This is a genomic window from Silvimonas amylolytica (assembly GCF_014645555.1).
In the GTDB taxonomy this organism is placed as follows: Bacteria; Pseudomonadota; Gammaproteobacteria; order Burkholderiales; family Chitinibacteraceae; genus Silvimonas; species Silvimonas amylolytica.
The window spans coordinates 255,817-268,220 of record NZ_BMLY01000003.1; the positions used below are offsets into that span (position 1 = coordinate 255,817).

Sequence of the window (12,404 nt, forward strand, 5' to 3'; positions counted from 1 at the left end):
TCAGACCTGGCGGTGCCGCGTCGGGCGGAAATACCCGGTATCCGCGTAGAAGGCATCATCTTGCTGCGGCCACCAGCCTGGCACGCCAAGATAAGGTAAGGGCGGCAACTGGCGCGGCGTTTGCAGTTCATCGGCGTCAATGCGCTGTGCCAGATGCGCATCCAGCCACGCCCAGCGTGCCTCTGCGGGCAAATTGAACCAGTCTGGCGTGACCTCCACCGGCCAACATTTGCCGGTCAGGCCTGGGAAGGGGTCGAGGAGTGCTTCCAGATTGGCATGGCCAAAGCAGACCGCTTCAATCCGGTTTCCCCATTGCTCTTTATGCGTGACAAACAGATCGCGCCACGCATGCTGACGCAGCATGTCGATCAGTGCTGGATCACTGTACGGCACAATCAAACCACATTCATCGAACAAGGTCGCAGCATCTCTGACCGGGCCGCGTTGCCCTTGGGCGGATGGTTGACCCATTTGCCGACAGTGCAAGGCGTTGAGCGCGGCTTTGATCAGTGGAAAGCGCAACCAGATCAACGCATTGAACAGGTCGTGCCAGTTTTCGGTACGCGTTGCCACGCGACCACGCAGGTGGATTTCGGTTTCGTAGTAATCGGTGAGTGAATCTGAAGGTACAAAACGCACTGGCTGGCCGGACCGGGTTGCCGGGCGATCGGGCAGGGCATCCCAGGCTGCGTGATCCGGGAATGCCGTAAATGCCGTGAGCCAACGTTGCACTGGCGCCAGGGCGGCATGCGTGAATTGCGGGTGCGGCCAGCAGGGTGCCAGCGCGCCAGTGGTGGCGCGGGTCAGGGGAGTCTTCCCATGTCGAGACGGCCTTCGGCCAACGTGCTGCTGCCATCTGCGGCCAGGGCTCTTACGGTCAGATAGTAGTGATTGCCCTTCACGCAGGGAGCGCTATAAATACTGCCGTCCCGCGCGCCCAAAGATTTGAGCCCGGCGGGCAGTGGCCCCTGGGCCGGCACACTGGGGATTTGCGCACTGGCGGCACCTTTGACGGTGGCATATAGCAACCGACCCATGCCACCGTTATCCAGCCCGTTACGTTCTGAAAACGCGACCTGCAAGAAGGCGGTACCGGCAGGGACATCAAACACATTGAGGCCCGGCGTGGCCGCAGAGCCACCCAGTTTGGCGCATTGCTGGCCAGATGGCACGCTAGCGCCGTTCCACAGCGGGCTGGTAAAACGCAACGTGAGTGCACCCGTATCCGCATGCGCAAGGGGCAAGACGGCACAAGTCGCGACAAACAGCAGCGTGATGATCCGTGTTTTCATGATCCAGATGGCATCCTTTGCAAGGGCAACCATTCTAGCCCAATGCCAAAATGCGGGAAGGGCACCATGTCACACGGTCGTGGCCTCCGTATAATGGGGCTCACACGCTTACCGTGACTACTAACAAGACGCTCATGTCCGCGCATGTGATCTCCCCGCCGCAAAGCGGCACCAGCCCGCAAACCTGGTATGACTCGGTCCGTCATCAGCCCGGCTTTATTGAAGACGCTGCTCAGGCTACGGCGATTGGCCGACTGGAACAGTTGTATCAAGAGTTGGTTGAGTTCAAACGCAAGCGTCACCGCCTGTTTGGCAAGACCTTGCTGCCACAGCCGCAAATACCGCGCGGCGTTTGGTTCTGGGGTGGGGTCGGGCGGGGTAAAAGTTTCTTGATGGACGCCTTCTTTGCCGGGTTGCCCTACACCCGCAAAAAGCGCATCCACTTTCACCAGTTCATGCAGGACGTCCAGCGTGAGCTGGCCACGCTGAAGAGCGAGACCGATCCACTGGTCAAAGTGGCTGAAAAAATTGCCCGTAACGTGCGCGTGCTGTGTTTTGACGAGTTTCATGTCTCTGATATCGCCGATGCCATGATCCTGGGGCGACTGCTGGAGAATTTGTTCCAGCGCGGCGTGGTGCTGATCGCCACCTCCAACTATCCCCCGGATGGCCTTTACCCCAACGGCCTGCAGCGTATCAATTTCCTGCCGACCATTGAACTCATCAAAAAACAGCTTGAAGTGTTCAATCTGGATGGTGGCCAGGACCACCGCTTGCGCGCGTTGTCTGCGGCGCGCACTTACATCTGCCCGGTTTGCGCCGAGGTGGATACCGAACTGGATACCTTGTTCACGCAGGTCGCTACGGGGCCGGATCAGGCTAAAACCATCTCGGTGGCGGGGCGTAACATCAGTTGTCGTCGGCGGGCACCGGGTGTGGTCTGGTTTGATTTCTTCAAGATTTGTGGGGACCAGCGGGGCCAGGCCGATTATCTGGACATCGCCCGCATGTATCACACCGTGATTGTCAGTGGCATTCCAGCGCTGGAGTCCCGTCAGGCGTCAGAGGCTCGTCGTTTTACGTGGCTGGTGGATGTGTTCTACGACCATCGCGTCAAACTGATCATTTCTGCGGATGTGGCCGCCGAGCAACTTTATGTGGATGGTGTGCAGTCCAGCGAATTTTTCCGCACGGTCAGCCGGCTGACCGAAATGCAGACCCTGGAATATCTTGCGTTACCCCATCAGCCGATTCTGGAATCCCTGGCCGGTTTGGTAGAGACCTGAAATCGACTACACAACACTGCTAGCCCTGACAGGGGACCGGTTGTCGATTCGCCACAAAACAGTGCAAACAAAAAGCCCCGCAATGCGGGGCTTTTGTATTTCTGGCAAATACTTGCCGCGTCAAACAAATGCTCAGGCAGCGGTCTTGCGTGAGGCCGTTTTGACGGCTTCGGCGGTAGCGTTGGTCGCGGCCTTGACAGAAGCATCGGTAAATTCGGCAACTTGCTTGGCCGCCTTGGTCAGGCTATCAACCGCTGCCGCAGTTGCCTGTGCCGTGGATTTGACCGCCGCGACAGCGACATCTGCACCGGCTGGCGCCGACTTGGCAACACGATCAAGGCTGCTGACCAATTCTTTATTGAAGGCAACGGCGCGCTCTTCGTAAAGTTTGGAGAGCTCGCCCTGCGCTTGCGAAGCAATTTCAAAAATCGCGCGCGAGAACGTGGTTGCTTGTTCTACACTGGATTCTATGAGCTTCTGACGCAGGGACACGGCTTCTTGTGCGTCTTTTACAGACAAGAGAGCGCGGGCGTTTTTCACGTTTTCTTCCAGTGCCGTGCGGGTTGCTTCAACCTGCACTTTGAACAGACGTTCTGAGCTATCGAGAGACAGCCGTGCAAAGCGCAGTACCGTTTCAATCTGACCGGTCGCCAGTTCGGCGAACTGTTGCTGGGCTTGGGACATGATTCACTCCTGATGATCCATCGGTGGTCGTGTGTGCAGGCGCTGTATATAGAAATGCGGAAATACATAAACTTGCTTCAATCAACCATGATGCGCCGCACCATTGATTTTATTGTGGAATTCTCAAAGCGCAATGTCAAACACTTTTTGTGCACTGCAACATGACCGGTTGCGCAGCCGATAAACGGGCGCTACTCTTGGCAGCAGTTTCGTAATATTGCGAAAATCACTACAACCCGCAGTCACCTTATCAGGGGAAATGCATGAGTGTTGAAAAACGGGTGATCAAGAAATATCCGAACCGTCGGCTTTATGACACCGCCACCAGCTGTTACATCACGTTGGCAGACGTCAAACAGCTGGTACTTGAACAGATCGACGTACAAGTACTGGATGCCAAGACGGGTGAAGACATCACGCGTAGCGTGCTGTTGCAGATCATTCTGGAAGAGGAGTCGGGCGGGATCCCGATGTTCTCTTATGACGTGCTCACCCAGATCATCCGCTTCTATGGCCATGCCATGCAGGGCGTGATGGGTAACTATCTGGAAAAGAACATGCAGTTGTTCACCGAGATGCAAACACGCCTGCAAGATCAGGCCAAAGCATCACTCGGTGGCGAAAACCCGATGCTCAACCCGAATATCTGGGGTGACTTCATGAAGTTCCAGGGCCCGGCGCTGCAAAGCATGATGGGCAAGTACCTGGAAAGCAGCACGGCGCTGTTTGTGGATATGCAACAGCAGTTGCAAGATCGCGCCAAGCACCTGTTTACCGGCTTTGGCATGCCGGGTTATGGCCGAGATGGCGCCAAACCCGATCCCAATGAACCAGAGCCTTCCTCGCCGCCTGCCAGCGATGAGCCGCCGGAAAGTCCGGCACCCAAGCGCCGTACGACGCAGAAATAAACCATTGATCTAAAAATTGATTTAAAATACTCGGTTGTCCATGCGGGCGTGTCTGATGACATGCCCGCTCTGTTTTGGTTTGAAGGCTGACGCCACTTTGCCGCAGCCTGCTGGAGAGTAAGAATGTCTGCTGCTGCGCCCAAGGTTGGGTTTGTCTCTCTGGGCTGTCCCAAAGCCCTGGTTGATTCTGAACAGATCCTGACCCAATTGCGGGCCGAGGGTTACCTGATTTCTGCCTCATACGACGACGCCGACATGGTCGTGGTCAATACCTGTGGTTTCATTGATTCCGCAGTGCAAGAGTCGCTGGATGCGATCGGTGAGGCGCTGGCCGAAAACGGCAAAGTGATCGTCACTGGCTGTCTGGGCGCCAAAGGCGACGGCGACTTGATCCGCGACGTGCACCCGAAAGTGCTGGCCGTGACGGGTCCGCACGCCAAGGACGAAGTGATGGAGCAGATCCACGTGCATCTGCCCAAGCCGCATGATCCGTTTGTCGACCTGGTACCCGCCGCCGGCATCAAGCTCACGCCAAAGCACTACGCCTATCTGAAGATTTCCGAAGGCTGTAATCACCGTTGCACCTTCTGCATCATTCCGTCCATGCGGGGTGATCTGGTGAGCCGCCCGGTGCACGAAGTCCTGCGCGAAGCAGAAAACCTGGCCAAGGCCGGCGTGAAAGAGCTGCTGATTATTTCGCAAGACACCAGCGCCTATGGCGTGGATGTGAAATACAAAACGGGCTTCCACAATGGGCGCCCGGTGAAAACCCGCATGACCGAACTGGTTGAAGAACTTGGCCGCCAGGGCATCTGGACGCGTCTGCACTACGTGTATCCATACCCGCACGTCGATGAAGTCATTCCGCTGATGGCTGAAGGCAAGGTTCTGCCGTATCTGGATATTCCGTTCCAGCATGCCAATCAGCGCATTCTCAAGCTGATGAAGCGTCCGGCCAGTTCTGCCAACGTGCTCGAACGCATCAAGGCCTGGCGTGCCATTTGTCCGGACCTCGTGATCCGCTCGACGTTTATCGTTGGCTTCCCGGGCGAAACCGAAGCCGAATTCCAGGAACTGCTGGATTTCCTGGATGAAGCGCAGCTTGATCGCGTGGGCTGTTTTACCTATTCGCCGGTTGATGGCGCGACGGCCAATGATTTGCCGGATCACGTGCCGGCGGATGTTGCTGAAGAACGCAAGCAGCGTTTCATGGAAAAGCAGGCTGAAATCTCTGCCAATCGCCTGGCCGCAAAAGTGGGTCGCGAGTTCACCGTGCTGGTTGATGAAGTCGACGAAGAAGGCGCCGTGGCACGTACCTACGGCGACGCACCGGAAATCGACGGGTTGGTCTACTTTGAGCCGGCCGCCGATGTAAAACCTGGCGACTTTGTGAAAGTCCGCATTACTGATTCGGATGAACACGACCTCTGGGCCGAACAAATCTGAGCCTGACACCTGGCGCAAACGGCAAGGCTTGAAGCTTGCTGCTTGCGCCGGCATCTCACTGTATGACCCCACGCCTGCTGGCCGCCCCCATGGATACCTCCTTTGAACGCCGCTTTGGCGGCATTGCCCGTTTGTATGGCACCGCGGCGCTGGAACGCTTCCGGCAGGCGCATGTGTGCGTGATCGGCATTGGTGGCGTGGGCACGTGGGTGGTCGAGGCGCTGGCACGTTCTGGCATTGGTCAGCTCACGCTGATTGATCTGGACGATATTTGTGTTTCCAACACCAATCGGCAGTTGCCGGCGATGTCTGGTCTGTTTGGCCAGATGAAAGTCGCCGCGATGAAAGACCGTATCCTGGCGATCAACCCGGAATGCGTGGTGAACGCCATTGAAGACTTTGTGGTCGAAGACAACCTGGAAGCCATGTTGGGGCAGGGTTACGACTACGTGGTCGATGCCATTGACAGCGTCAAGACCAAAGCCGCAATCATCCACTGGTGCCGCCGCCGCAAAATCCCGCTCATGGTTACTGGTGGCGCAGGTGGTCAGACCGATCCAACCCAGATCAAGATCGACGATCTCTCCCGCACCACGCAAGACCCACTGGCGGCCAAAGTGCGCAATATCCTGCGCCGGGATTACGGCTTCCCTAAACCGGGCAAGAAATTTGGTGTGGATTGCGTTTATTCGACCGAAGCGCTGGTATACCCGCAAGCAGACGGTAGTGTCTGTGGCACCAGGCCGGACGCCGGCGACAGCCCGGTACGGCTGGATTGCGAAGGCGGGTTCGGCGCAGTCACGCCGGTCACCGGGACATTTGGTTTTGTTGCCGCATCACGGGTGTTGCGCAAGCTGGCGGATTCCGCGCAAAAATAACCGGCAATCAGCCAACAAAAAACCGCTCTGCAATGAGCGGTTTTTTGTTGGTCGGTATCAGGGTGTTTAATGCGGCGGTAATTCCGTGCCTGGTGTGCTTTGTAGCAAAGTGGGCGTGGCAGCATCGGCAGATTGTTTGACCGGTTTGCCGCACTGATGGCAGAACGGAAAGAACGCAAAATTGCGTCCGCCACAGCTGCATACCCGGAATAACTCAAGGCCGCAGTGAATGCAGAAACTGGCTTGATCCCCCGCCAGGTTCCAGGGTTTGTCGCACGAGGGGCAAATCTTCTTCTGATACGAACTGATGGCTTTTTCATAGACTACGGTGCGGGCGCGTTCAGACTGGCTTTGCTGCATTTCCAGCCGTTTGCGTTCCACGTAGCGCTGAAAAGCCCGCAGCATGTAGATGCCGGCAAACACAGTGAGAATGATCCCGACCACGACGCGGATGTATCCGCCAAAACTGGGCAAATACGGCACCAGTTCCACGAAGAACGCCGTCAGTGCAAACAGGCCAAAACCATACACAAACGGCCAGTAGCGATTCTTGCGGAACTTGATAAACAGCCAGATTGCCAGTAGCAGCAGGGGCAGTGTGAACGCGAGGCGCCAGAAAAAGATGCGTAAATCGTATTTCTGCAGCGCCTGGTTGTAGGTTTTCTCCCCTTGATCCAGCAAAAGGGCCAAACGTCCCTGGTTTTGTTCTTGCTGTTTCTCGACGCTGCGCAATTGATCGGCCAGTTGATCACTTTGTCGCTGCCAGTTATTGACCCCGGCTTGAAGTGCGTCCAGCGCATGCGTGCGGCTGAGGACTTCAGGGTCCTGACTGCTGTTACCGGTGGCCTGGCGCGTGGCCAGCCAGTTGCGGAAAGTCTGGTTGGCGGCGTTGTATTCATCGTGCGAGCGAGAAACAGCGGTATCGACCGTTTCTTTTTTATCGGCCAGGGCTCTGTGCTGGCGCTCCAGTTCTTTTTGCTGTTGTTCCATCTGCGCACGCGCAGTCTGGTCAATGAATGCCTCTGGTTGCGGCGGGCCGCCTGCTGGCGCGTAAAAGAGGTCGCGGATAACCAGTTCGCCCAGCGTATTCAAAAGACCGGCAAACACCAGCGCGACAATCCATGAGGCAATGCGCAACAGGCGTTCCGGGCGAGAGTGAGCTTGGGTGGTGGCCATCCGGTGATCCTTGATCACGACAAAGATCATGCATCATTGCACGCTCTGCGCATGTATGCATTGATGTGGCGCGCGGGTGCGACACAGCAAAACAAAAAACCGCCATTGCGGCGGTTTTCCGGGTACGGACAGCGACAATCAATGTCGCTTGGGTTGTGGTGCCAGGGCCAGGATGACGCCGAGTACACATAGAGCTGCTACGTAATGTGCCGGTGCCTGTTTGTCGTACACGATCCAGGCGCTGATCGCCACCGGGGTCAGACCGCCGAAAATGGCGTATGCCACGTTATAGGCAAAGGACACCCCTGAGAACCGCAACGCGGCCGGGAAGGAACGCACCATCAGATAGGGCACCACGCCGACGACGCCCACAAAAAAACCGGTGATGGCGTAATTGAGCATCAGCGTGCCTGGCGCAACCGGCTGACTGAAATAAAAGTTGTAGCTGCTGATCAACAGACCAATGCTGCCGGTGGCCAGGGTGAGGCGGCCTCCGAACTTGTCCGCACATGCGCCGAACACCACACAACCCAGGGTCAGGCAGAGTGTAGCCAGGCTATTGGCCTGCAAAGACAACGCAGGTGCCACGCCCTGGATTTTTTGCAGCCAGGTGGGTGTAAACAGAATCACGACCACAATCGCGGCAGACAATACCCAGGTGAGCAACATGGCCTGAAGGGTGCCTGCAAGGTGGTTTCGCACCGTCGCGGCCACCGGCAAACCTTCAGACAACGCCTTGCGCTGATGCAGTTCCTTGAAAATGGGGGTTTCTTCCAGGAAGCGGCGCAGGTACACCGCAAAGAGGCCAAACAAGCCGCCCAGAATGAACGGAATGCGCCATGCAAAGCTGATCACTTCTTCTTTGTTGTAGTGGGTGTTGATGAAGGTGGCGATCAGTGCGCCCAGCAAGATACCGAAGGTCAGCCCTGCGGTCAGCGAGCCCACCGCCAGGCCGGTCCGGTTGTGCGGCACATGTTCGGATACAAACACCCATGCACCCGGAACCTCACCACCAATCGCGGCCCCTTGCATGACGCGCAGGATCAGCAACAGCACCGGTGCAAATACGCCCAGCGTTGCGTAGGTGGGCAACAGGCCCATAAACAGCGTGGGCAAGGCCATCAGGAAGATGGACAGTGTAAACATGCGCTTGCGGCCAAGCTTGTCGCCGTAATGCGCAATGATGATGCCGCCTAGCGGACGGGCGAGATAACCCGCGGCAAAGATGCCGAAGGTTTGCAGCAACTTGAGCCAGTCTGGCAGGCCGGGTGGGAAAAACAGCGTGCCGATGACGGAGGCAAAAAAGACGTACACCACGAAGTCATAAAACTCCAGGGCGCCGCCCAGGGCGGAAAGGGTCAGCGTCTGCACGTCGCGCCGGTTAAGCGGGCGATGCGCGGCAGACCAGGTCAAAGAATCCGTGCTTGTATTCATGTTGTTGGCGGTCATGGGCTGAAATCACAAAAGAAGCGCAAGAATGCATGCGCAGCAGAGCCGCTGTGACAAGGTGAGGACAGCATGCAAATCACAAGGCCTCGATCAGCTTTGCAATTTTCGCCGTAAACCGCACGCCGGTTGGCGCTGGGCAGGCAGGGCAGGGGCAGCGGATCGCGCTGTCAATGCCGCAGGGAACCCCGGAACAGGCGTTCCCCTTTGGGCGATCAGCTTTTTTATCAGCTTGTGCCATATCGAGGCAAGCAGCAGATACGATTTTCCATGATGGATGTGGCATGTCATCGCCCGATCGGGAGGCCGGTTGTGCCGTCCAGATGACCATCTGCGCCATACCCGCCGCGACAGGCCCGCTTGTACGTATAATCGCCGGCACGAAAACCATGGGGGTTTTCAACGCACACAAGGATCTGCGGACAGCAGCATGCGCAAATCATGGATCATTGTGCTGCTGGCGCTGTTCTGGACGCCGGTAGCGCTGGCACGCGAAACCATCACGTGGGTCATTTTTGACTGGCCTCCCGTGTTCATCCTGCAAGATCGCGGCAGCGAATCAGTACAGCAACTGGGCGATGGCATTGGTGATCAGTTGATCAAGATGCTGATCCAGCGGCTGCCACAGTATCAGCATCGCGTCGTTGTCATGTCGCCCAAACGAGCGTTTGCGCAAATGAAGCAGGGCGATAACCTCTGTGTTCCATCAACATTGCGCAACCCGGATCGTGAAGCGATGGCGCTGTTTACGCCGGCGCTGATTACCATGCCCATCCAGTTGGTCACGCGCGAAGACCTGTTGCAAACGCATCCGGACTGGCGCGACGGCGTAGATCTGGAAACCCTGGCGGCGGATCGTTCGCTGGTTGGCGGCTACGAGGGCACCCGTTCTTATGGTCCGAGCATCGACAAAGTACTGGCTTCACCCACCAACATTGGCCTGCGTGCCGTGTCAGGTGGTGATCCGAACAGCCTTTATCAGATGCTGGCGCTCAAGCGTATCGATTACACCCTGGAATATCCGCAGATTGTGGCCTGGCTGGCCGAGCGTAAACAGCTACCAGCAGGGATTGCCGTGGTGCCGCTACGCCAGCCTGATCCCTGGTTGCTGGGCAACGTGGCTTGCACAAAAAATGCCTGGGGCGGTAAGGTCATTCATGATGTTGACGAAGCCGTGCGTGAGGCAGCCAGACAATCGTCGTACCGTGATTTGATGACACGATGGACGCCGCTGCATTTGCGCGAGGCGCAACGACGGGAACTGGATCGCTTTCTGCATGAGCGTGCTACGCACAACTATGTGCAGTGAGGGCGAGAGCACCAGCCCAACAAAAAAGGCAGCCATGGCTGCCTTTTTTGTTGGGTGGCTGATGGATTAGCCCAGCGCTGCTTTCAGTTTGTCCCGATCCAGTTCTTTTTCCCAATGCGACACGACAATCGCGGCGACACCGTTGCCAATGATGTTGGTCAAAGCGCGCGCTTCAGACATAAAGCGATCCACGCCCAGAATCAGCGCCAGGCCGACGACCGGAATGGTCGGCACCACAGCCAGCGTGGCCGCCAGTGTAATAAAGCCCGCACCGGTCACGCCGGAGGCGCCTTTGGACGTCAGCATGGCCACGATCAGGATCGACAGTTCCTGGCCCAGCGACAGATCAATATTCATGGCTTGTGCGACGAAGAGGGCGGCAAGGGTCAGATAGATATTGGTGCCATCCAGATTGAAGCTATAACCCGCTGGGACCACCAGACCCACCACAGGCTTGCTGCAGCCAGCGTCTTCCATTTTCTTCATCAGCTGCACCAGTGCACTTTCAGAAGACGACGTGCCCAGCACCAATAGCAGTTCCTGCCGGATATAGCTCAGGTATTTAAGGATGCTAAAGCCCGTCATGCGCGCCACCGCACCCAGCACAATCAGCACAAACAAAATACAGGTCAGATAGAAGCAGCCCATCAAGCTGGCCAGCGGCAGCAGCGCTTTCAGACCATATTTGCCGATCGTGAACGCCATGGCGCCCCCGGCACCCAGCGGTGCCAGCCACATGATGCTGCGGACCATGCCAAAGAAAATGTCCGACAAGCCCTCAACGAACTTCAGGACTGGTGTGCCTTTTTCGCCAATCTTGTTCAGCGCAAAGGCAAACAGGATGGCAATCAGCAGCACTTGCAGCAGATCGCCAGAACCAGCAAATGCATCGGAGAAAGTTTTGGGGATGATATGAAGAATGAAATCTGCCACATGTTGTTCATGAGCCTTGGCGGCGTAATCGGCCGTGAGTTTCGGGTCCAGGGTGGCGGGATCGACATTGAAACCTTTGCCTGGCTTCAAGAGATTGGCCACCAGCAAACCGATGGCCAGTGCGAACGTGGAGACCACTTCAAAATACAGCAGTGCCTTACCACCAACGCGCCCGACCTTTTTCAGATCGCCCGCATTGGCGATTCCCAGTACCACGGTACAGAAAATCACCGGGCCGATCAGCATTTTGATCAGGGCAATAAACCCGTCGCCCAAAGGCTTGAGCGCGACGCCGGCGGCGGGGTCGACGTAACCCAGAATGCCCCCCGCGACAATTGCAATCAGCACCCAGAAATACAGCGTTTTATGCATGCGTTTCATACAGCATCTCCCCTTCGTTTTTTTGTTTGAACCAGTCTGTTCGGTGCGGGCTCAAATTGCTGCGTCGCACAAAAACGTCTTGCACATCAAGATCTTGCTATAAGTCCGGATAATCTAGAACCGCCCAAGGCTAGCGTCGACCAGGACAATCCGCGTCCGGTGTATTACCTACGTACGCGCTTGCCGATTGACGCACGCGCACGTGAGTTCTAGCCTGAACCTCCTTGATGCAAGTCACGACAGGTAATCTGGTATGGCAAGACAAGAAACCCTGGCGCACAGCGGCGTGCGCGTAGATAAATGGTTATGGGCCGCACGTTTTTACAAAACACGCTCACTGGCAACGGATGCCGTTGAAGCAGGCCATGTGCACCTGAATGGTCAGCGGCCCAAACCGGCGCGGGAGATCAAAGCGGGTGACCTGCTGCGCGTCCATACGGAGCATGGCGAGTTCGAGGTCAAAGTGACTGGCCTGAGTGACAAACGCGGCCCGGCCGAGGCAGCACGTGCTTTGTACGAAGAAACGCCAGAAAGTATCGAGAAACGGGAGCGCGTGGCTGAGGCTGATCGCCTCGCGCCGCGCTTTGAGCACCCGCAGGTGAAAGGCCGCCCCACCAAGAAATTCCGCCGGCAGATGAACCAGTTCGAGCGCGGTTGATTTGTCG

The 12,404-nt window shown here is 56.9% G+C and carries 12 protein-coding genes; 6 read left to right on the plus strand and 6 right to left on the minus strand.

From position 1 onward, the window contains the following. Positions 1 to 732 (minus strand): DUF3025 domain-containing protein, encoded by a 732-nt coding sequence (locus IEX44_RS10995; protein ID WP_188693213.1) that lies wholly within the window; start codon positions 730 to 732, stop codon positions 1 to 3. A gap of 71 nt (positions 733 to 803) precedes the next feature. After that, on the minus strand, positions 804 to 1,292 hold the full coding sequence (locus IEX44_RS11000) for a hypothetical protein (protein ID WP_188693216.1): 489 nt from the start codon (positions 1,290 to 1,292) through the stop codon (positions 804 to 806). Positions 1,293 to 1,405: 113 nt separating this feature from the next. On the opposite strand from IEX44_RS11000, the gene zapE reads away from it, so the two are divergent. Next, positions 1,406 to 2,578, plus strand: coding sequence for a cell division protein ZapE (gene zapE, locus IEX44_RS11005; protein ID WP_444544660.1), 1,173 nt, complete (start codon positions 1,406 to 1,408; stop codon positions 2,576 to 2,578). A gap of 132 nt (positions 2,579 to 2,710) precedes the next feature. On the opposite strand, the gene IEX44_RS11010 is transcribed toward zapE, so the two are convergent. Next, positions 2,711 to 3,262: a phasin family protein gene (locus IEX44_RS11010; protein WP_188693221.1), complete on the minus strand. Its 552-nt coding sequence runs from the start codon at positions 3,260 to 3,262 to the stop codon at positions 2,711 to 2,713. Positions 3,263 to 3,525: 263 nt separating this feature from the next. Here IEX44_RS11010 and phaR point away from each other — a divergent pair, with 263 nt between their 5' ends. The 3 genes from phaR to tcdA all read left to right on the plus strand — a co-directional run bounded on the left by phaR (position 3,526) and on the right by tcdA (position 6,494). After that, positions 3,526 to 4,170 carry a polyhydroxyalkanoate synthesis repressor PhaR gene (phaR, locus tag IEX44_RS11015; protein ID WP_188693224.1) on the plus strand — a complete coding sequence of 215 codons (645 nt, stop codon included), beginning with the start codon at positions 3,526 to 3,528 and terminating at the stop codon, positions 4,168 to 4,170. 123 nt (positions 4,171 to 4,293) lie between these two features. Beyond that, complete coding sequence (rimO, locus tag IEX44_RS11020; protein WP_188693227.1) at positions 4,294 to 5,616, plus strand: 30S ribosomal protein S12 methylthiotransferase RimO; 1,323 nt, start codon at positions 4,294 to 4,296, stop codon at positions 5,614 to 5,616. Between the two features lie 89 nt (positions 5,617 to 5,705). Then, a complete protein-coding gene (tcdA, locus tag IEX44_RS11025) occupies positions 5,706 to 6,494 on the plus strand; it encodes a tRNA cyclic N6-threonylcarbamoyladenosine(37) synthase TcdA (protein ID WP_188693998.1) in 789 nt (262 codons plus the stop codon). Between the two features lie 66 nt (positions 6,495 to 6,560). On the opposite strand, the gene IEX44_RS11030 is transcribed toward tcdA, so the two are convergent. Next, positions 6,561 to 7,670: a zinc ribbon domain-containing protein gene (locus IEX44_RS11030; protein WP_188693229.1), complete on the minus strand. Its 1,110-nt coding sequence runs from the start codon at positions 7,668 to 7,670 to the stop codon at positions 6,561 to 6,563. Between the two features lie 138 nt (positions 7,671 to 7,808). Next, positions 7,809 to 9,104, minus strand: coding sequence for an MFS transporter (locus tag IEX44_RS11035; protein WP_188693232.1), 1,296 nt, complete (start codon positions 9,102 to 9,104; stop codon positions 7,809 to 7,811). A gap of 442 nt (positions 9,105 to 9,546) precedes the next feature. On the opposite strand from IEX44_RS11035, the gene IEX44_RS11040 reads away from it, so the two are divergent. Next, positions 9,547 to 10,425 (plus strand): TIGR02285 family protein, encoded by an 879-nt coding sequence (locus IEX44_RS11040; protein ID WP_188693235.1) that lies wholly within the window; start codon positions 9,547 to 9,549, stop codon positions 10,423 to 10,425. 66 nt (positions 10,426 to 10,491) lie between these two features. On the opposite strand, the gene IEX44_RS11045 is transcribed toward IEX44_RS11040, so the two are convergent. Continuing rightward, the gene (locus IEX44_RS11045; RefSeq protein ID WP_188693238.1) at positions 10,492 to 11,739 is read right to left on the minus strand and encodes a dicarboxylate/amino acid:cation symporter; all 1,248 of its coding nucleotides are present in this window, start codon (positions 11,737 to 11,739) and stop codon (positions 10,492 to 10,494) included. A gap of 253 nt (positions 11,740 to 11,992) precedes the next feature. On the opposite strand from IEX44_RS11045, the gene IEX44_RS11050 reads away from it, so the two are divergent. Further along, complete coding sequence (locus IEX44_RS11050; RefSeq protein WP_188693241.1) at positions 11,993 to 12,397, plus strand: RNA-binding S4 domain-containing protein; 405 nt, start codon at positions 11,993 to 11,995, stop codon at positions 12,395 to 12,397. Positions 12,398 to 12,404 lie beyond the last annotated feature (7 nt).